The sequence below is a fragment of the Micromonospora polyrhachis genome (assembly GCF_014203835.1).
Classification (GTDB): Bacteria; Actinomycetota; Actinomycetes; order Mycobacteriales; family Micromonosporaceae; genus Micromonospora_H; species Micromonospora_H polyrhachis.
This window is the reverse complement of the sequence record NZ_JACHJW010000001.1, coordinates 369292-390024: the sequence shown is the minus strand read 5'-3', so window position 1 is coordinate 390024 and position 20733 is coordinate 369292. Positions and strand designations below refer to the sequence as shown.

Below are 20733 nucleotides of genomic sequence, written 5' to 3'. Positions count from 1 at the left end.
CATCGCTTGCGGCAGATACGGATGGTGCCGGCTGGCGTTGATCAGTCCGACGTGAAGTTCCACCGTGTAGGTAGAGGACCGTTGCACAGTGCGCAGGTAAAGTCGTTGTCCCGCACGATGTTGCGCTCGCCGCAGGTGGGGCATCGGCGGAAAACGACATTGTCGGTGAAGGTGCCGGGATTCGATACGCCCAGGCGGTCTAGTGCCCTACCCACAGCAGGCCAGGAGTCTGGATCGGGGCAGTATCCAGTCGACTGGTTGGTCACCTCGGTGATGCGCCAGCCGGTTTCGGTGGGAGTGAACATCAACTCCCCAGCCGCGAGGACATCCCGGCCTCCCGCGAGGGCGACGTGCTCACTGCGACGGGGTGCCAGCCTGAGCACGCCATCGAGGCGTAACGACGAACGTGAAAGGCTCGACAAGTTCCCCGCGATCCCGCCTGCCGAGCCAGCCGTCGAGTAAAGCAGTTGTATCGACGGTAACGGCGTCCACGGCCGCGACCTCGCGGTCGTGTAGCTCGGCCGGACCCACGTAGCGGTAGCGCCTGGTCTGCCCCACCGCCCGACAGTATCCGCATGGCGCCGGATGCCTCCATACGATTCAGGCCGACTGTCGATCGCGAACCTGTCCAGCCCAATGATGAGGTCGCCTTCCCAGTGACCCGGCACGGCCCGGTCGTCGGCCTCAGCAGGCCGTTGGCTGATCATCACCTCCGGAGTGACCATGCCGTCACGACGCTGCCGGGCCCGAGCGCGTGGCACACGCAGTGCGCGGCCGGTGCGCAGACAGGCGACCAGGTCACGCTTCAACGCACCCCGTCCCTGGATGAACAGGGCCTGGTAGATCGCCTCGTGCGAGATGCGCATGAAGTCATCATCCGGGAAGTCGAGCCTCAACCGGTGAGAAGATCTGCTGCGGGCTCCACACGCTGGCCCATCGCCGGCCCTGACGCCGCGGCTTGTTGCGTCCCTTCCACCGTGCTGCCACCGGCCCCGGCACCGCCGTCCCATCGGGGCGCCGGACCTTGCCCGAGAGCCGTTCCTGCACGTACTCGCGCAGCCGCTCGTTGGTGACCAGCTTCGCCACCTTTGGACGCCTCGCGAGCAGCTCCGCCTTCCACTGCGCGACCGACGCCCGGTAGTCAAGCTTGCCTCCCCGGGTTGCCGCGTTGCGGCGCAACTCTCGGGAGATGGTCGAAGGATCACGACCCAACCGACGAGCGATCGCCCTGACCCCGAGGCCCTGGCCTGTGAGTAGGGCGATCTCTTCGCGTTCGGCGAACGACAGATACCGGCCCGCGACCTGGGCAACCATGAACAACGGCATGCCGCCACGCTGCCGGAACCACCTCGCCCCGACCGCTTGCGACACACCCCCCGCGATCCCGGCGTCCTCACTGGTCGGCCCTTTGGCGATCTCACGCCAAAACAAGCGCTCGATTTCCCGCCGTAGCGACGGCTTCCCCGGAGACGTCATCGACGCCCTGCCTGTCAGATCAATCCCTTACGTCGATCGTCTAGGTTCGATATCGGCCGGCCGGTCAGGCTGGCGGATCATCTCGAAAGAGGTGCGCTTTCACACCTCGGCCGCCCCAGCGGGTCGCAACGAGTTCGGGACGAGGGCGGGTCGGCTTGGGCACCCAGCCATGTTGTCTAGTGTCGGGCGCAGGGCAGTCCCAGTCGGCGATCAGTGCAAAAGGATCCGTGGCGCGATCAGGCTCATCATCACACGGCTCCCGGACGACCATCGCTGGGTAGAAGCGCGTCTCCTGAGCCACCCTGCAGTCATCCGTCCGGGAGGCGACCAAGGCGCCGCAGCCTTCGCAAGCCACACACGGGTTCCACCCCACCAAGGACCAGCAGCCCGTGTGAACAAGGTTGTGAACGAAGCGTGTCCCGCGTACGTCGCCCGGTGAGAGGACGAAGGTGCCGACGACCTGGTCACGGCCAAAAGCGGCCTCGTCGATCGCATAGGTGCCGGGGTCGAGGAGCGGCGGATTCACGTGATGGCAGTCCAGGAGCGACCAGTGCGGCCCCGCCGGCAGCTCCACCAACCGGACTGGGACGCTCAGCGTGTTCCCGCAGCTCGCACACCGAAAGTCCTCCACTGCGGCATTGTGACATTCGGGTCACGCGAAGGCATCCGAAAATATGAGCGAGCAGGAGTTCGCATGAAGGACCATCTCGAAATGCTTGCCTTCTTGAATGCACTTATTTCGGCTACTTGTTTTATTGGCCCATGACCGTCGCCCGGTCAGGCTTCGGTCTAGTAATCCAGCCGGGGGATGTGATCATGGTGTCGGCTCCGCCGGTGCAAGGATGTCCAGCGGAGGTGTTGGTGCTGGTCCAGACCGAGTCCGGTCTTCGCGGCTTGGAACGACTCTTCGATTTTCCAGCGACGGCCGGCAACCGCGACGAGGGTGCGTAGCGGGACGGTCTCGGGTGTCCAGCAGCGGTAGAAGGCCAGCTCACCAGTGCGGCGGTTGCGGCGGGTCAGTAGCCAGTGGTGTCCGCCGTGGGTGTCGGTGGCGTGTGGCAGGGCGGTGAAGGACCAGTCGTAGTAGCGGTAGCCTTTCGCGCCTCGCCCGGCGGACACGCGCTGCCAGGCAGTAGCGGGAAGGTCGGCGGCGAGGGTGTCGACGCCGATGCCGGTGCTCACCTGATGTCAGCAGGCCACGACCAGGACGTACCCCAGTCGTAGTTGACGCAGCCGGACGGCCAGGCGCTGATCGTTGCCGTATGCTTCGTCGCCGGCCACCCACCGACAGGACAGCCCGGCGGTGACCGCTGTGGTAATCATCCAGGACGCCAGTTGCGGCTTGGTGGCGATCCGTACCTGCTCAGGGACACCGGCCTCGGTCCGACGCTCGGGATTGTCGTACCAGGAATTCGGCAGGCAGAGCGCCGCATCCCGTCCGGGCTGGTGTCGCCGGGATGTTCTGCGATCGTCCAGCAGTTCTTCCTCAGCAACGGCGCAAGTAGGCCCCGGAGGAAGTCGCGTACGCGACGCCGAGGCTCGGGCCTGCGGAAACGTTTCCCGACCGTCAGCATCAGGTCGTCGAACAACATCCGCCACCGCTGGGCGTCTACTCTGTATCCGGCAGCCACCGCTGCGTCATGGTCAGTCCACACAACCGTCCATGATCGTCGGTGGCTGCCCTCGTTCCCGCACCACACCAAGCCGCAGCTCAGTCAAGGTCAACAACCCCGGCTGGAGTACTAGTGGCACCACATTTGCAGGATTCTGGGCAGGTTGTCGAGGAGGTGGGCGGGTGACCAGCAGACTGACGGAGGCGGTGCGGGAAAGCGTGGCCGGGGTGCGATCGTACGTTTCCTATGAGGGTCTGGTCGCTGAAGCCGGCCGCCGGCGGCGTCGGGCGTTCGTCGCGGCGGGGGTGGTGTTGGTGCTCCTGCTCGGCGTTGTCGTGGCACCGTGGCTGCCCGGTTGGCGGGACGAGTCGGGACCGGTCGGGACTGCGGTCGAGGCGGCCGGAGATTTGTCGTTGCCTGACCGGGCCGGTACGCCGCAGTGGGGTGGTTGGTCGGTGCAGCGTCGCCCGCTGGGTGCCGCTTCGATGATCTTTACCGCCGAGAACTGGTGGTACGAGCCCCCGAGTATGGGCACGGTGGCGGTGGTCTCGGCGGGTACCGACGACTATCGCCGGTTTTCCAGCAATTGGGCTGTCCGGGCTGGCGAGGATGCGCTGCTCTCTGGCGACGGTAACCTCGTGGCCACGCCCGAACAGCTGACGGATCTGCGTACGGGAAAGACCTATCGGCTGCCTGCCATCGGCGGTGCCGAGGACACCTTCCCGGTCGCCTGGTCCAGGGACGGTGGCCGACTGGCGGTGGTCGGTCTCGACGGCCGGTATGTGCGGCAGCGAAATGGTGACGAGGTGTACACCCTGACCCGGGCGGTGCTGGCGGTGTGGGAGCTGGCTACGAAGCGGATCACCACGGTCATTGGCATCGATGCGCGGACGGTCTTCCACGGCTGGCTGGCGGCGTTCAGCCCCGACGGCCGCTTTCTCGCCTACCAGTCGGGTAGAACCGTCGCGGTGGTGGCGGTCGGCGGTGCGGTGCGGAGCCAGTTCACCGTGCCGGAGGACACCCAGCTCGCTGGCAAGGGCGCGTGGACGCCGGACGGCCGGGGATTGACGCTGGTGACCCAGCGGCGCTGCTGCACGGGTGACGCCTACCCGGCCAGGTGGCAGTTGCGGATGGTGGATCCGAGCACCGGGGCGGGTCTGGTGACGACGCCCTTCGCTGAGCAGCCGGGGCTGGTCGCGCTGCGACTGTTGGGCTGGGCGCCGGACGGGGCGGCGGTGGTGGCCCGCTACCACCCCAGGACTGACGCCGAGGTGGCCCGCTACTACCCCAGGGCTGACGGCGAGGTGGTCGGTTTCGGTGTGCGGGACGGCATCACCTACGGCGGATGGACGGAGTATCGGACGGACGTGGTGGCGTTGACCGGCAATGGCCTGCGGGTGCTGCTCACCGGTACCGGGGAACAGGTGCACGGTGTCGACATCGCCGACGACGTGATCGCCAGTGGTCGTACCCATCCCGGCAAGCTGCCACCCGACGGCATGGGGCCGGAATACCGGATGTACCTCAAGATTGCTGGCCTGGTGCTCGTCGCGGTCCTGCTGATCATCGGTATACTTCCGATAAGCTTGATCATCTATTTAAGACGCAGCCGCAGGAGACCAGTCAGGACGGCATAGAGCCTGGCCGGTAGATTCGCCCCAACGCTAAAGAAAGTGGTTTTACGCGAGTCCCGTCGTGCGGCCGTGACAACGGGGCCCCGCCCGCGCTGGTGAGCCGAGCCAATGTAGACCCCGTCCCGAGCGCGGATTCACGCGTTCACCCACCTCGGAACGCATCCGCTGGCCAAGCGTTCTGGTACGGCGGTGACTGGGAGAGCAGATTGGGACCAGCTGGCCGCTCTCAACGGCGCTGCACCGCTCTCCAGCTTGCTGAGCTGCTCGTATCGTCTCGCCCTGACCTGCGGTCCAACATGTTCGTGTAGGTCAGGCCGTTGCGGGCCGTTCGCTGACACGGAAGGGGTCACTGGTTCGGTCAGGTCGAACCGCCTCGTCACCACTAGGGTGTCCACGAGGTCTCCGGTTTCGAGGTTCTGCTTGGTCGCCGAGCTGTCTACCGGAGACCTTGCCACATCTTGACCCCGACACGTCGAGCAGTCACCGGTTCGCGCAGCGTAGTCGCTGGCGAGCCGGTCCATGCCCCGACAATGGCCTGGTCTTCCACTCGAGCTACCCCACCGAAGTGGTCGGCAGGCAGGCCACACCTGACGATGTCTGCCGTCGGGTCCCGGCCGACACGACCTGGTAGCTCACCTGGAGCGGCGGCTTCGGTAGCGTCTCCGACTACCGGACCCCCGACTGCAGTGGTCAGGCGTCCGAGCTCAACCACTTCCACAGCTGGCCGAAGGGCCAATACCTCACATGCAAGGCCAGTTGACCAGTGGCTCCCGGTGGTGGTTCGTGGACGACCACCGGGAGCCATCGCGCTTGAGCTCGGCGGTCGTGGCGTACGGATCCGTCAGCATCCGGCGTTTTATGGATCTTTGCCGGTGATGGTCTACTTGGCTCTGCACTCCAAGCCGTACCTCGACACGACCACAACCGGTTGGCTCACGACAGGGTCAGCTCGATAGCCTGGGCCGGGCAGATACGGGCGGCCTCATGGACATTTTCCTGCAGCACCGCTTCCGGACTGTCTTGCAGGAGCACGACGATACCGTCGGTGTCGCGTTGATCGAACACTTTCGGTGAACTGAGTACGCACTGCCCGGAGGCGATGCAGGCGTCTTGGTCAATGGTGATTTTCACGAGTTTCTCCTTTGTGTCTTACCAGGTGACGGGTAGCTCATGCACCCCGTAGAAGACCGCGTTCTCCTTGAACCTCAGCTGTTCCAGCGGTATGGCCAGGGTCAGTGTGGGGATCCGCCGGTAGAGGGTGCCGTAGACGACTTGCAGTTCCACTCGGGCCAGGGGTTGGCCCAGACATTGGTGTGAGCCGAAGCCGAAGGCGACATGGTGACGGGCCTTGCGGTGGACATCGAGAGCGTCTGGGGTGGGAAATTCGGCAGGGTCCCGGTTGGCGATGCTCTTCACTACGACGATGCCTTCGCCTTCGCGGACGACTTGGCCGCCGATCTTGAAATCTTCTCGCGCGACCCGGCGGGCTTCGGTGTGCGTGATGGACAGGTAGCGCAGGAGCTCTTCAACGGCGTTGGCCACCAGCGCAGGGTTGTCGCTGCCGCGGACAGCGTTCAGCTGGTCCGGGTGCGCCAGCAGCGCCGCCGTGCCAAGCGCGATCATGCTCGCGGTGGTGTCATGCCCGGCCACCAGCAGGAGTTGAGCCATCGTGGCGATCTCACGCCGCGACATCGCACCGGTCCGGTACTGCTCGACCGCCAGTTTGCTGAGAAGGTCCTCGCCCGGCTCGTTGTGCTTTTTGTCCACCAGATCTTTCAGGTAGACGTTCAGCTCCTCACTGGCGGCCATTGCCTGTTCCGGGTCGGCTTTGTCCATGACGAGCGCACCGGCCACCCGGGTGGAAGAACGCGCGATCGGTGTACGGCACGCCGAGCAGTTCGCAGATCACCAGTGAGGGAACCGGTAGCGCGAACGCCTCCACCAGGTCGACCGGGTTCGGGCCGGCGAGCACTTTATCGATGAGGTCATCGACGATCTGCTGAATCCGGGGCCGCAACGTCTCCATTTTCTTGATTGTGAAGTCCGAGGTCAGCAGCCGCCGCTGGGCGGTGTGCTCCGGCGCGTCCATCTGCATCAGGGTCTTCATGTGCGCGTCGCGTGCCCGGCTCACGGCGTTGGTGTGCGGGAAGCCGGGCTGTGTCACATCGACGCTGACCCGCGGATCGGCGAGTAGCGTACGCACATCCTCGTACCGGGTGACCAGCCACGGCGTACTGCCATCCCACAGCCTCACTTGCGAAACCGGCGCGTCTTCGAGAAGCCGATTCAAGTCCGGGGACGGATCGAAGGGACACCCTGTCGCACGGGCCATCGGGAACATCGGTATCCCTGGCAGGGTTTCAGTCATGGAATCTCCTCTGATCGAATGTGGTCTCCGGGTGGTTGCATTCTTCGGATGGTTGCGGGTGGCGGGTGAGCGGATGACTGCTCAGCTACCGGATTCCGGGCCGTCACCGTGGACTGCCGGCCCGTGCTGGGGGGAGGGGGGCGGCTTTGGATCGACGGGTCAGCTCCACATGGGCCCGGCTATCGCGGGTCCGGATCACGGTGACGGTCACGAGGAGGCCGAGGACCGCGATCACGGCGGCGCCGAGGAAGGCGGAGGTGTAGCCGTCGGTGAGCGCCGCGACGGTCGGGGTGCTGTCGCCCTGGTCGAGTTGGGCGAAGGCAACGCTGGACAGGACGGCGAGACCGAGGGCGCCGCCGAGTTGCTGGCTGGTGTTGATCAGTCCGCTGGCCAGGCCGGCCTGTTGCCAACTGACCCCGGTCGCCGCGGCGACGAACAACGGCGTGAACACCAGTGCGAGCCCGGCCCCGGCAACCAATCCCGGAGTGAGGAGATCGGCTGCGAAGCTGCCATGAGGTGAGGCCTGGCCGAACCAGGCAAGACCCACGGCGAGCAGCGCCATGCCTGTGGCCAGGACGGGCTTGTATCCCCACCTGGTCACCGACGCCGAGCCGAGCGTGAGCGAGAAGACGAAGGTCACCAGGCACATCGGCACCAGGCACAGACCTGTGGTGATCGCGTCGTAGTGCAGCACGTTCTGTAGGTAGAGCGACAGGAAGAAGAACATCGACACCACAACGCCCCCGGCGACGATGCCGGCCAGGTTGGCTCCGGTCAGCGAGCGAATCCGGAAGATCGTCAGGTCGATCAGGGGTCCACGTGAGTGCCGCTCGATGATGACAAATGCGGCGAGCAGCGCGATCGCGCCGGCAAATGAGCCGATCGTCTGGATCGAGCCCCAGCCCCAGGCGGGGGCCTCAACCAGCGCGTAGACCAGCAATGTGAGCCCGGCGGTGACGGTGGTCGCCCCGGCGAGGTCGAAGATGCGGTCCGACGCGGCAGCCCGGGTTTCGGCAAGCATGGGAACCACGAGCAGCACGCATACGGCGACGATCGGAACATTGATCCAGAAAACCCATTGCCAACCGGCGTATTGGGTCAGGACCCCGCCGAGGATGACGCCCGCCGCGCCACCGGCGCCGCCGACGGCACCCCAGGCCCCGTATGCCTTGTTGCGCTCGATGCCGTCCCGGAAGGTGACGGAGATGATAGACATCGCCGACGGTGACAGGATCGCCGCCCCGAGACCTTGTACGACCCGAGCGGCGATCAGTACCTCGATGGAGTCGGCGAAGCCGCCCACCAACGAGGCGACGCCGAACAGCACCAGCCCGACGATGAACATGAGACGTCGGCCGAGTAGGTCGGCCAGTCGGCCGCCAAGCAGCAGGAAGCCGCCGAAGGCCAGCACGTACGCGCTGACCACCCAGGTCAGGGTTTGCTGGCTGGCATCGAACGTCTGTCCGATCGTCGGCATTGCCACGTTGATCACCGAGCCGTCCAGCACGACGATGAACTGTGCCGAGCACAGCAGTATCAATCCGTACCAGCGGCGGCGCTCATGAATTTTATCGACAGTGGTCAAGGTAAACCCTTCTCTTCAGCCCTTTCGGGCTCAACTGGTCTTTGAGAACCGGGTGCACGGGCAGCTCTCCGCCGGACGTGTCGGCGAGCTTGCTGGCTTCGTCCAGGCGGCAACCGGTGGTGCGGGACTGTGGGTGCTCGTCCCCAGGCACCCGCAGATCAACTCATGGCCGCCGATCCCGCCTTGGCAGCGCAGTGGAGACGGATCGGTCAGGGAGCAGGAAGGCGTGCCCGTCATGGTGTGGGCGGACTCGGTGCCGAGAAACCTGACCTCGCGGAACAGGGGGCAGGGTTCGTTCGGTGGGCGCGCGGGTTCGCTCCGTCCGGCGTCGCGGCCGGGCCGGGTCGCACGTGCATGGCCAGGGCTCGATTCGTCCCGGGCCGATTCTTGTCGCCGACAGTCATGCTTCCAGCATTCCGTTGAACCGATCCCGGAAGCTTTTTCGTCGGCTCGGGCGGTGGTGCGGTGCCTTTGGGGGGAGCAACCCTCAAACCGTGGGGGAACCTCTCCACGCTGTTGTCCACCGTCGAGCTTTTCCGAGAGGGATCGATATTGGTAGTGCTTTGTTGGGTCGTTGTGGCGTGTCGCTTGTATGAGCATCGTGGCGGTGGTGATCCAGGCCCGCAGGTAGTCGCGGGGGGCCCTATCGCCCCTGGCCCGCAACTGTGCTGCTGCCACTCGGTGGTGGGGATCCGCTCCGCGAGGTCGTTGACGCGGATGAGCGTGAGGCCGTCGTTGACCGCCACGCGTCGGTCGCAGCCGACCGCCGAGCCGTGGCCACGCAGCTGATCGGTCTTGCCATGTTCCTCGGCCTGGAACGCCCGCTGTGCGCACGTTCGACAGACCGCGCTGGTCGCTTGCCGTGTCCACCCCGCCCGACCTGGCTGTAGCCACGCGCGTCGGTGTTAAGCTCCCGACCGTGTCTCGCAGGCGGCGCACTCCGCAGGGTGCGCGGTGGGCGGGCACAAACCTTCAGGGGTTTCTCGCCATATGTCAGACCAGAGCCAACTCGAGGAATTCTTCAAGTTCCAGCAGGGGATAATCGACGAGTTCCGCGCCAACGAAGGCAAAGTCGGCGGGATGTTCGAGGTCTACCCTTTGCATCCTCACCACGACGGGGGCGCGCCCCGGCCGGCCCCGCACCCAGCCCCTCGGACTGATGCAGGTCGACGGAGAGGACCTAGTCGTCGCCTCGGCGGGCGGCGCACCGAAGCAGCGATGGTTCAAGCAGGGCGTCACGAAGCACCACTACGCCATCCGGGAGGTGAGCTCGTGCTGAGGCAGGTTGCGGACGGCGTGCTGGTTCACGAGAGCGAATTCCTCCAGAGCAACACCATTGTCGTGCAAGGCCGCGACGGCGTGTTGCTCATCGACCCCGGATTGCAGGACCACGAACTGGCTTGCCTCGCGACCGACCTGTCCGCATCGGACCGGACCGTCGTGGCGGGCTTCTCGACGCATCCGGATTGGGATCACCTGCTCTGGCACGCACAACTCGGCGAAGCGCCCCGTTACGGCACCGCCCGCTGCGCGGCCGCTGCCCGGGAACAGCTGTCCGACCCGGACACGAAGGCCCACATTACCGACCACCTTGCCGAGACGGAGATCGCCGGGAAGGTCTCGCTGGACCTGTACGGCTTCGTCACCGCCCTGCCCGTCGGGACGGCGCGGATTCCCTGGGACGGCCCCGGAGTTCGGATCATCGAACATCAAGCCCATGCGCCGGGTCACGCGGCGTTGTTCGTCGAGGAGCGCGGGGTTCTCGTTGCCGGCGACATGCTTTCCGACGTACTAGTCCCGATGCTCGATCTGGACGGTGCCGCCGACCCGATCGAGGACTACCTCGCGGCGTTGCGGCAGCTGGAGGGCGTGGCGGCCGACGTTGACGTCGTCGTCCCCGGCCACGGGTCGGTCTGCGGAGCCGGTCAGGTGCACGAGCGGATCGAGCGCGACCGGGCGTATGTGCTCGCCTTGCGTGATGGTCGCGAGCCCGGTGACCCGCGGATCGGCCCCTCGGCCAAGCCCGGCTGGGAGTGGGTGAGCGATGTGCACCACGGGCAGGCGCGGGCCCTGGCCGGTGACTAGGACGTGTTTCATGAGTTGTGGATCGCCGGCGTGGTCGCGGTGTGGCGGTGATCGATAGCTGAAGGGGGTGGACCGCTGTGCCCCGCACCTCGTACGGACTCCCGACGTTAATCGAGGTGCGGTCAACAACAGGGCATGTGGCAGCTCCAAGGTGATGGTGCACCGCCCCGGGTTCTGTGGAGACCTCAGATGTTGGCTCAACCATCTCGCGGAGCTCGTGCTGAGCGTAGAACATCGATTCGTGTTCGGTGGGGGCCCGGTGCCCGATCGCCGAGTGCAGTCGCTGGTTGTTGTACCAGGCGACCCACTCGGTGGTGGCCGGTTCGACCTGGACCAGGCTGCGCCACGGTCGACGGGGTTCGATCAGCTCGGTTTTGTCCAGGCCGATGGTGGACTCATCAGTGCGTTCTTCAGCGCTCGCCGGTGTTGCCGATGGCGGCGTTGATGCCGGCGGGATGCGGCTTTGTTTCTGCCATCTCTCGATCCTTTCCAAACGGGGAAGTCTCTACAGAATCCGGGACGTTCAATGGTCACGTATGCCGGCTGTGTCTCTCGAGTAGTCACTCGGCCGTCTCGCGGATCTCGCTGCGGAGTAAACGGACGGGCAGGTCGCGGCTGAGGACACTGAAATATGGCAATTTAGCCCAATTATCGTGATCGCCCACCACATACAAGCGCTGTTTTGCCCGCGAGACTGCGACGTTGAACAGGTTGGGCCGGGACGCGGCCCACTGGCGGGCACCGGGCTTTGCCGGGTTCCCGCCGAGAACGAACAGGACGACCTCGGCTTCCTTGCCCTGGGCGGTGTGGACCGTGCCATGGACCAACTGCGGATACTGGGCGGCGAGCAGGCGGCGCAACTGGCGGGCGACGTCACGGAACGGGCTGATCACCATAATCTGATCCGGGCTGATGCCTTCCCGCTCCAGGTAGCCGAGGACCTGCAGGGTCGCGTCGCCCTCGGCGGGAATCCAGTGCCCGTCGGCGCTACTGGCAGTGATGTCGATCCACGTGCTGTCCCTGACCGAGAGGGAAACACTACGAGGCGCGGTGGCGTGGACCATGAGACCGGCGTAGACCGCCGTGTTGACGATGTCGAACATCGGATTGTCGCAGCGGCGGTGCACGCAGAGCGGTGCCCCGACCCATACCCGGTTGTCGTCGGGGCCGGGTAGCCAGGTTCCCAGGGCGGTGACCCGGTCGGTCAGACCCTGCACGGAGGTGCGTCCGGGCAGCCAGAGGTCGACCACCCGGTGGTGGCGGGCCAGGGCAACCTGGGTGGTGTGCAGCACGGTGACGACCGGCTCGAGTTGCAGTGGATCGCCGACCGCGACGACCCGTTTGGCCCGCCACATCGCCCCGACCGCGGCCTGCGGAACGGCCTGGCCGGCCTCGTCGATGAGCAGCCAGCCCAGCGCCTCGCGGCCAAGCCGCCCCAACAGCCGGCTTACCGACGCGAACGTTGTGGACACCACCGGCACCACGAGAAACAACGACTGCCAGGCCTGGCGGACCACCGACTCCGACACGCCGGTCGGCACCTGCCCGGTCAGCACATCCATCGCCGTACGCAGGTTGCCACGCATGATGCTCGCCGCGCCGGCGATGAACGCCTGATGCAGGTCGAGGGCAGCGAGGAATACCAGAGTTCGGGCAGCGTTCCATTCCTCGTCGAGCCACGGCCCGCTGGTTTTCCGCCAGATCGGCTCGCCTTGTCGCTCAACATCGGGCACGCTGTGCCCGAATTCGCGCCGGGCCTCGGTGATGAGGTTCTGTGCTGCGGAGAGGGCCTGCACGGCCCGGTCCCGGTCGGTCATGGCGTTGGCGGCACGGTGCGTGGCGTTGGCAACGGCCTGGCCCGCTGCATGGGCAGCGCTCGCGGCAGCGGCAAGGCCAGCCTCAGTACGCCGCACAGCCTCGGCAAGAGGCTCGTCCTCGCGGTGCCAACGCCGAATCGCCTTTCCGAGAGTGAACAGCATCTCCCAAAGGCCCGGTTTTGCTGCGAGATGTTCCTGCCGCCGCTGGCGTGCGACCTGCACCACCTGGCTCGCGGCAACCACAGCCTGATCAGCCTCCCTCGCTGTCGCCTGGGCCGCCCTCCACACATTGTCCGCGGTCCGCCACGTCCGCTCGGCGACGTCACTCGCCTGCTCCAGGGCAGATAGTTGTCGTAGCGCCTCGTGCACCGCCTGGCGCGCCTCGCGGATCCGTCGCTCCACAGCGGCGGCGGCACGGAACGCCGACACGGCACTGCCCCAGTCGCACGAGTTGGTCCCGGCACCTACCGTGCCCAACCACTCGTGGAAACCGGGTCCTTCCTCACCAGGCTTCCTACTCGGATCAGCCGGGTTGCCATACCAGAAGCGGCCAACGAACTCGTTGCAGTTGGTCTTGTTGCCCAACCGCGTCGCGACCAGACCCCACGCAGGCTCACCGAGCAGCCGGGTGGCATGCTCGGATAAGTAGCCCGCCTGGTCCATCCACGCGTCGTCGATTGCCTTGCGCTGCGGGATCTCCCGGGTGACGTTAGCGACCGCACCGTTGTTCGCCGAGGCAACCACCATCTCGAAGCCGGCCAACTCGGCTCGCAGCGGCCGAATCCACCGCTGACAATGCTCAGTGCGCCACGCCAGCCGTTGTTCGCCGAACCCCGCCGTCGGATCCGGCAACTCCGTCAGCCGTACGGCCCGATCCACCACTACTGCGGCGACCAGGTCGCGCAGCATGGTGGTCTTGCCTGTGCCAGGCGGCCCGTTCACGGCGAAGACGCCGCCCGGCCCGCCGAGCCGATCCATCACTGCATTGATAGCCAGCTGTTGGCTTGCCGCCAGCGGATGGCTGACCTTGGCAGGCCACCGCCCGACGGGGATCCGCGTCGGTGCCAGCTGTTCCAGCAACGCGTCCTGCACGTCGGAATCTCTTACATTGCGTCGGCGAATCCTCGTTAGCGCGTCATTGGGAGTCAGGAAGTCCGCCAGCGCGGGTCCATAGTCGCCGTCGGCGACCGCGTCGGCGACCTGGGCCAGGTCATTCATATAGAAGCTGTTGAGGAAATCCACCTGTACGTCGTGCGCCCGCTTCCGCCCAACGCGTTCGCTGTGCACGCGAAGCCCTGCCGGAGCCAGCACGTCGGCCACGCCCAACTGCCCGACGGCCAGGCTGACCAGGGCCAACAGAGTCGCCTGATCCACCGGGCGGCTCACCACCACCCCCTCTTCGGCCAACGCCTGCGCTACCGCATCGTCCTCAGCGGCAGCCACCATCTCGCACGCCGCCGTGACGAACTGGTTCGCCGCCGCATCGAAGCCCTCCAGCCAGCCCGAGGCACCTGGCCCGGGTCGCCGCACCCGTCCCACCGCCCACGCGGCCGTCGACAACACCAGCGACCCCAGCAGCAACCGGCCATCCTCAGTCACCGCCGCAGCGAACAGCGCACTGTTGCCGCGCGGCGCACGCTCATCCGTATCCGGTCCCGAGTCGCCGAATACCCGCTCCAATGTCCCGTGTAGCCGGTCCAGTTCGAACACCCCGCCGTACACGGAATGCCGCCAGACCAAGTCTTTCCGCATAGCCTCTCGGCCCAACGGGTGCCCAGCCTCCCACGGCAGATGCTGCCCCGGCCGCACCTCATATCGGCGTTCCCGAGGATTCGGCGGATCCAGCTTCTGCGCATCGAACAGCTCCACGGACCGCCAGAACTGCAACACCAGCGCCCGCTGAGCATCCTCTCCGGCCGCCGCCGACGGCCTGAAGGGCCTTGCCGAAGCCGTCGAAGTCTCCTGCGCGGCCCTGCTCAACACCGGCTGCCGGACATCGTCGTACTTCCTCGCCCCCAGGTCGGCCAGCGTGAACGTCGCCGGGCACCCCGGACACACCAATGCGACATACCGCTGCGTCCGACCCGCCCGCTCGTACGGCTTGCGGAAGCTGTGCAGCGCGCCAGCGCAGCGAGGGCAAGCCCGGCCGACCCGCTCCTCGTACGACCACCCCGGCTCGGTGAAGCGCGCGTGCGCCGACGTCGGCCGCACACCCCACCGCTCAAACGCCAACCCCTGCACCGAACCCTTGTCACCCACCAGCCAACCCTCACCTTCACGAATGGCTGAAACGCGCATCACTGTAGGCAACCAGCACGGCTTGTGGTCAACCGGCGAGGTGCACCCTGTGGACGACCACAGGGATATCCACAGGTACGGCCTGGACCGCCCCGCTCGTCTCTCCACCGCTCCATGTGAGTAGCTCGGCTCCCATACGAACCACACAGCACCGTCTACTTCTACTGCTTGGCAGCGAGAACGCTCGGTCTGACTGCGGGTGAGGTCCTCTGTGGAAATGTGCTCCGGGTGGATCACGGGACCTAAGTCCTGCCCTCAAGGTCGAAAGTCACTCAACATATTGCGGCGGCTTATCGCTTCAACCCCCAGGTGTAGTGTTTTGGCGGTCGGTTCGGCAGGCAGTCGTATAGGCCTGTCGAGGCAACAGGGAACCCGGTGGGAATCCGGGGCTGCCCCGCAACGGTGAGCGGCCGCATGACGGTCCGAGCCCGATACCTGCCGGCACCTCCCGCGCATCTGGGCGCGGTGAGGTCTCTTCTCCGTACCGCCTCGTGGGAGGGCTGACGTGACACAGATCAACGCCGTGGACTCGGTGACCGAGTATTTGGACCGTAGCGACTGGCGGGTCACCGCCAACGCGAATCAGGGCTACTCGCTCGGGGGACTCATCCTGAACACGGCTGGCAAGGTGGTCGCCAACTACTGGCTCGACCAGGTCTATCCCGAGGCCATCGGCCGCGCCCATCGCGAAGGCGACTTCCATATCCACGACCTGGACATGCTCTCGGGTTACTGCGCAGGATGGTCCCTGCGCACCCTGCTGACCGAGGGTTTCAACGGGGTGCCCGGTCAGATCGACTCGGCGCCACCGAGGCACTTCTCCTCGGCGGTCGGACAGATCGTCAACTTTCTCGGCACGCTACAGAACGAATGGGCCGGTGCCCAGGCGTTCAGCTCCTTCGACACCTACATGGCGCCGTTCGTGCGCAAGGACTCCATGACGTACGAGGAGGTGCACCAGTGCATGCAGGAGATGGTGCACAACCTCAACGTGCCATCCCGTTGGGGCACCCAGACGCCGTTCACCAACCTTACCTTCGACTGGACCTGCCCCGAGGACCTTCGCGAGCAGGCACCGGAGATCGACGGTGCGGAGATGGACTTCACCTACGGGGATCTGCAGGCCGAGATGGACCTGGTCAACCGCGCGTACATCGAGGTCATGACGACGGGTGACGCGACCGGTCGGGTCTTCACTTTCCCGATCCCCACCTACAACATCACCAAGGACTTCCCCTGGGAGAGCGAGAACGCCGAGCGGCTGTTCGCCATGACCGCGAAGTACGGGCTCCCGTACTTCCAGAACTTCATCAATTCCGACCTCGACCCCGGCATGATCCGCTCGATGTGCTGCCGCCTGCAACTGAACCTCACCGAGCTGCTCAAGCGCGGCAACGGTCTGTTCGGCAGCGCCGAGCAGACCGGCTCCCTGGGTGTGGTCACCGTCAACTGCGCCCGCCTCGGATACCTGTACGCGGGTGACGAGCAGGGCCTGTTAGAGGCCCTCGACCGGCTGTTGGAGCTCGCCCGCGACAGCCTGGAGATCAAGCGGGTCACGGTCCAGGATCTGATCGACGAGGGCCTCTTTCCCTACACCAAGCGTTACATGGGTACGCTGCGTAATCATTTCTCGACCATCGGCGTCAACGGCATCAACGAGATGATCCGCAACTTCACGCACGACGCGTACGACATCACCGCCCCGGCGGGGCATGCTCTTGCCGTGCGGCTTCTCGACCACGTACGAACCCGCATGGTCGAGTTCCAGGAGCAGACCGGTCACCTCTACAACCTGGAGGCGACCCCGGCCGAGGGCACCACCTACCGCTTCGCGAAGGAGGACCGACGCCGGTTCCCCCGGATTCTGCAGGCGGGCACCGACGAGAACCCGTACTACACCAACTCCTCGCAACTACCCGTGGGCTGGACCGACGACCCGTTCGAGGCACTGGAACGGCAGGACGAACTGCAGACCAGGTACACCGGCGGCACGGTGCTCCACCTGTACATGTCCGAGCGGATCTCCACCGTGGCCGCGTGCCGCACCCTGGTACGCCGCTCACTGGAGCGGTTCTCGCTGCCCTATCTGACGGTGACACCGACCTTCTCGATCTGTCCCGAACATGGCTATCTGGCTGGGGAGCACACCACCTGTCCGACGTGCGGCGGAGACTGCGAGGTGTGGACCCGTGTCATGGGCTACCACCGTCCCGTCTCCTCCTTCAACATCGGCAAGAAGGGCGAGCATGCCGAGCGGGTGCACTTCCAGGAGAAGGTGGCGGTTCCCGCGTGATCCGCATTGGCGGCTGGTCCCGGCTGTCCACCTGCGACTGGCCGGGCCGCCTCGTCACCACCGTCTTCTGCCAGGGCTGCCCCTGGCGTTGCGGCTACTGCCACAATCCGGAGCTGCTCGACCCGCGCGCCGAACCGGCCGTGCGATGGGAAACGGTGACAACCCACCTCGCCCGTCGCCAGGGCCTGCTGGACGGTGTGGTCTTCTCCGGCGGTGAGCCGCTGCTGCAGCCGCGTCTTGCCGAGGCGATGCACGAGGTACGGACCCTCGGCTACACGGTGGGCCTGCACACCGGCGGCGGTTACCCGCGCCGCTTTGGACAGATCCTGGACCAAGGCCTGGTGGACTGGGTGGGCTTCGACATCAAGGCATCCCCAGATGCGTACGACGATGTGACCGGCGTACCCAACAGTGCGGGCCCCGCACTGCGAAGTCTGCGCCATCTGCTCGACTCCCACGTCGCCCACCAGTTGCGCACCACGGTCGACCCAACCCTGCTCGACGACGGCAACGTCACCGAGCTGAGGATCTGGCTAACCCGGCAAGGTATACGTGATCACGTGTGGCAGGAGGCACGGGGCAGGTGAAGAGGCCCAAGAGCACGGCGAATGCCGGTACGACAGGTTTCTTTCGTCCCTCCCGCCCTGCTGGCTGCTGAGCACGGCACAGAAGTCCCTGGCGTCCGAGGGCTGATTCGTCAACGCATCATGTGCCGACTGGCCGGCACATGATGCGAGCTGCCGGCCAGTCGGCAGCTCGCGGGAGGTGCCCAGCGGAGAACGCGATGTGGGCCACCTTCCCGTTCGAGAACATCGGTGACACGGTGGCCGGCATGCGCGACAAGACCGCGATCAAGCCGGTCCTCATTTTTGGCTGACCGGCAGCCCGGCTGCTGGTTGGTCGCCAGGCCCCGATTCAACTCGATGCCGGTCGCCTGGTGTCGGAGACACCCACCGCTCCGGTTGGCCCTTCCGGGTTGCCGAGCCGCACCTTCGGCTCGAAGTTCGTGGATGTGACTCGGCCTCGAACATGCCTCTTGCCGGTCGAGTCGCGCTCCTCTATGTTAATAGGAAATCACATGCCCGGATGACTTGAAGCCAGCTCGTACCGTAGGCATAAGCCGGTGTTCAAGGCGATATCCGGCCTACCGTTGGTAGGAGCGCGAATGCAGAATCTCAGCAGAAGGAGCGTCCTGACCCTCGGTGCTGCGCTGGGTCTGGTTGCTGCGACGGAAACCCCCAAGGCGTGGGCATGGTCGTCTGCCAACTCGATCGCCGGAACCGACACGGTCACCGACCCGTGGGAGGTCTGGGACGACGACACCGACCCGCTCCTCGTCTCACTGCTGGACAACAACCAGGTCCCAGCCGTCAACGAGGCGTTCAAGTCGTGGAGCAGGAACGGCGACCCGCTGCCCAGCGGCCTACCCCCCGAACTCACCGCCTACCTCAACAGGGTCAACACCCTGCCGTCGTGGGCCGACCCGGTCAAGCTGGACCGCGCCGCGAAGTTCAACAAGCGGATGAGTATGTACCTGTTCCTGCTGTACGGCCTGGGCAGCGGAATCATGAGCACGGTGATCCCGCGGGAGGCTCGGAACGTCTACTGGTCCGAGGGCGGTGCCGACATGAAGGCGCGCGCGGCCAAGACCTTCACGTACGGCTACGACCTGAACACGCCCGACGCCTTCAAGCCCACGGGCTACTTCATGGTCACCTCGCACAAGACGCGTCTGACGCATGCCGCGGTACGACACCTGTTGCCCCAGTCGCCGGCGTGGCAGGCGGTGACGGACCACCCGATCCCCATCAGCAACGGCGACATCCTGATCACCTTCCACAGTTTGGGCACGTACGTGCGCCGCAAGCTGCGCGAGTGGCGTAACTACGGCCTCCGGATGTCGACCGCGGAAGAGGAGGCCTACCTGCACATGTGGCAGGTGGCGCTGCACCTGCTCGGCGTGCGGGACGAGTTCATCCCCGCGACCTGGGCCGCCGCAGACGAACAGTCGGAGTACGTGTTGACACCGCTCCTCGCTCCGACGCGGGAGGGCATCGACCTGGCCGACATCCTGTTGAGCCTGACCTCATCGGTCGACCTGGGTGTCACCAAGGGATTCCAACGTGAGTTCTCCCGTTATCTGCTCAGCGACCAGATCGGCGACTGGCTGAGGCTGCCGCGTCATCCCGTCTCGCGTGGCGTGATCGAGGTTGGTTGGCCGGCGTACATCGCGTTCCGCGAAGGGACGTCGCCGATCATGCCGGGGACCTTCACCATGTTCGACCGGTTCGTGCGCGGCCTGGCGATGCTGTTCCTCAACAACGGCAGCTCGCCGACCCAAACCCCCATCACCATTCCGACCAGAAACCGGCCCGGCAGCTGAGTCGGTATCCGGTTCACAGGGTCAGCGCACCGGTGACCAAGGCGGTTACCGCGTCTCGGTGGCCGGGGGCGTCCTGCCAGCGCAGGGCGCGTCCGGCCTCGACCACCACACCGAACCCCGCATGAACCAGCAGCCGGGCCTGTCGCGGGTCCAGCTCCGGACGCACCGTCCGCAACTGCTGCTCCCAGACCGCGATGTGCTCACGCTGCGCGTGGATCAACGGGCGCCGCAGGTCGGCCGGAAGGCTGGCGACCTCGGCTTCGGCGACACTGGTGAGCGCGTTGTGCTCGAAACAATAGGCCACGTACGCCGCCGCCAGTGCGACCACGGCCTGACGTGGATCGGCAGCCTGATGAAGGCTTCGGTCCACAGCCTGGGCGAGCAGTCCCGCCGCCTGTAGACAGGCGGCCACCAGGATGTCGACCTTGCCGGGGTAATGGCGATAGATCGCGGATGGGGCAAGCCCGACCGCCTGACCGATCTGTGCGTTCGTAACGTTGCCGAAGCCGTCCCGCGCGAACAACGGGATGGCCGCCGCCAGGATCTCGGCGCGTCGCGTGCGTGGCACGGGCTGGGCGGGCAGTTCGACCAGGCGCGAAGTGCCCGCAGCCGCCGCCGGATCGGTGGCGACCACGCGCATGGCGGATGCCAGCAACAGATCCTCGATCCGGCGTTGGGCGATCGAGGTGTGGTGCATCGTGACGGAACCGATCACACCGAGGGCCGCTACGGCCCGCAGGCGCTCGTCGGGCAGTGGGTACTCGCGCCGTACCGGGTCGGTCACCCGCCCCACGACGTACGCGAACTTCGTCCGAAGCAGCCGGCGATCCTCGCGCTCGAGGTAGCGGGCCTCCCATCGGTAGAGGCCGCCCGAGGCGCGGTGCGCGACAGTGACCCGGGTGAGGGCGAGGAGCACATCCCGCAGGGCCGCCTCGGGCGGCCACTCATCGACAGCTGCGACAAGCTTGTCCACGATGATGTTGGCGCACGCGGCGAACAGCGCGTACTTGTTCGGGAAGTGCCGGTACAGCGCTGCCGCGCTGATACCCACGGCGGTGGCGATCTCCTCCATGGACGCCGCGTGGTAGCCGCGCTCGCTGAACACCTGGCCGGCTGCTTCGACGATGGCCTGCTTGCGGTTACGCGGTCGTGCGGCCACGGTCGGCCCGGTGGTCACCGGA

Annotated in this window: 13 protein-coding genes, 3 pseudogenes and 1 riboswitch; of the genes and pseudogenes, 5 read left to right on the top strand and 11 right to left on the bottom strand. The window is 66.1% G+C overall.

Annotation, left to right across the window (positions count from 1 at the left end; all coding sequences use genetic code 11):
• Positions 1–599: 599 nt before the first annotated feature.
• The 3 genes and pseudogenes from FHR38_RS01430 to FHR38_RS33445 form a co-directional block, all read right to left on the bottom strand.
• Positions 600–1476: pseudogene (locus FHR38_RS01430) on the bottom strand (transposase); the annotation flags it as partial.
• 789 nt (positions 1477–2265) lie between these two features.
• Complete coding sequence (locus tag FHR38_RS33450; protein WP_246446229.1) at positions 2266–2658, bottom strand: hypothetical protein; 393 nt, start codon at positions 2656–2658, stop codon at positions 2266–2268.
• 6 nt (positions 2659–2664) lie between these two features.
• The gene (locus FHR38_RS33445) at positions 2665–3075 is read right to left on the bottom strand and encodes a transposase (protein WP_376771372.1); all 411 of its coding nucleotides are present in this window, start codon (positions 3073–3075) and stop codon (positions 2665–2667) included.
• 196 nt (positions 3076–3271) lie between these two features.
• Between FHR38_RS33445 and FHR38_RS01420 the strand changes: the two genes are divergently transcribed.
• Positions 3272–4726 carry a beta-propeller domain-containing protein gene (locus FHR38_RS01420; RefSeq protein ID WP_184532090.1) on the top strand — a complete coding sequence of 485 codons (1455 nt, stop codon included), beginning with the start codon at positions 3272–3274 and terminating at the stop codon, positions 4724–4726.
• A 930-nt stretch (positions 4727–5656) separates the two neighbouring features.
• Here FHR38_RS01420 and FHR38_RS01415 read toward each other — a convergent pair.
• From FHR38_RS01415 to FHR38_RS33690, 5 genes and pseudogenes are all read right to left on the bottom strand, one after another.
• Complete coding sequence (locus FHR38_RS01415; protein ID WP_184532088.1) at positions 5657–5854, bottom strand: ferredoxin; 198 nt, start codon at positions 5852–5854, stop codon at positions 5657–5659.
• An 18-nt stretch (positions 5855–5872) separates the two neighbouring features.
• Positions 5873–6559 carry a cytochrome P450 gene (locus tag FHR38_RS31800; protein ID WP_246446227.1) on the bottom strand — a complete coding sequence of 229 codons (687 nt, stop codon included), beginning with the start codon at positions 6557–6559 and terminating at the stop codon, positions 5873–5875.
• Positions 6519–7091, bottom strand: a complete 573-nt coding sequence (locus tag FHR38_RS31795) for a cytochrome P450 family protein (RefSeq protein WP_246446225.1) — start codon at positions 7089–7091, stop codon at positions 6519–6521. Before FHR38_RS31795 ends, FHR38_RS31800 begins: the two co-directional genes overlap by 41 nt.
• 103 nt (positions 7092–7194) lie before the next feature.
• Positions 7195–8676 (bottom strand): MFS transporter, encoded by a 1482-nt coding sequence (locus tag FHR38_RS01405; RefSeq protein WP_184532086.1) that lies wholly within the window; start codon positions 8674–8676, stop codon positions 7195–7197.
• Between the two features lie 600 nt (positions 8677–9276).
• Positions 9277–9455: pseudogene (locus tag FHR38_RS33690) on the bottom strand (IS701 family transposase); the annotation flags it as partial.
• A 211-nt stretch (positions 9456–9666) separates the two neighbouring features.
• Between FHR38_RS33690 and FHR38_RS01395 the strand changes: the two are divergent.
• Positions 9667–10761 (top strand): MBL fold metallo-hydrolase, encoded by a 1095-nt coding sequence (locus FHR38_RS01395; RefSeq protein WP_246446222.1) that lies wholly within the window; start codon positions 9667–9669, stop codon positions 10759–10761.
• A 244-nt stretch (positions 10762–11005) separates the two neighbouring features.
• Here the strand turns inward: FHR38_RS01395 and FHR38_RS33435 are convergent.
• Positions 11006–11254 (bottom strand): annotated as a pseudogene (locus FHR38_RS33435) (integrase core domain-containing protein); the annotation flags it as partial.
• A gap of 67 nt (positions 11255–11321) precedes the next feature.
• Positions 11322–14837: a DEAD/DEAH box helicase gene (locus tag FHR38_RS33040; protein ID WP_184532082.1), complete on the bottom strand. Its 3516-nt coding sequence runs from the start codon at positions 14835–14837 to the stop codon at positions 11322–11324.
• A gap of 351 nt (positions 14838–15188) precedes the next feature.
• A riboswitch (cobalamin riboswitch) is annotated at positions 15189–15333 on the top strand.
• 48 nt (positions 15334–15381) lie between these two features.
• Between FHR38_RS33040 and FHR38_RS01380 the strand changes: the two genes are divergently transcribed.
• From FHR38_RS01380 to FHR38_RS01370, 3 genes are all read left to right on the top strand, one after another.
• On the top strand, positions 15382–17169 hold the full coding sequence (locus FHR38_RS01380) for a ribonucleoside triphosphate reductase (protein ID WP_184532080.1): 1788 nt from the start codon (positions 15382–15384) through the stop codon (positions 17167–17169).
• Complete coding sequence (locus FHR38_RS01375) at positions 17166–17756, top strand: anaerobic ribonucleoside-triphosphate reductase activating protein (RefSeq protein ID WP_184532078.1); 591 nt, start codon at positions 17166–17168, stop codon at positions 17754–17756. Before FHR38_RS01380 ends, FHR38_RS01375 begins: the two co-directional genes overlap by 4 nt.
• 578 nt (positions 17757–18334) lie before the next feature.
• Complete coding sequence (locus FHR38_RS01370) at positions 18335–19552, top strand: oxygenase MpaB family protein (RefSeq protein ID WP_184532076.1); 1218 nt, start codon at positions 18335–18337, stop codon at positions 19550–19552.
• A gap of 13 nt (positions 19553–19565) precedes the next feature.
• On the opposite strand, the gene FHR38_RS01365 is transcribed toward FHR38_RS01370, so the two are convergent.
• Positions 19566–20729, bottom strand: a complete 1164-nt coding sequence (locus FHR38_RS01365) for a TetR/AcrR family transcriptional regulator (protein ID WP_184532074.1) — start codon at positions 20727–20729, stop codon at positions 19566–19568.
• Positions 20730–20733: the final 4 nt, after the last annotated feature.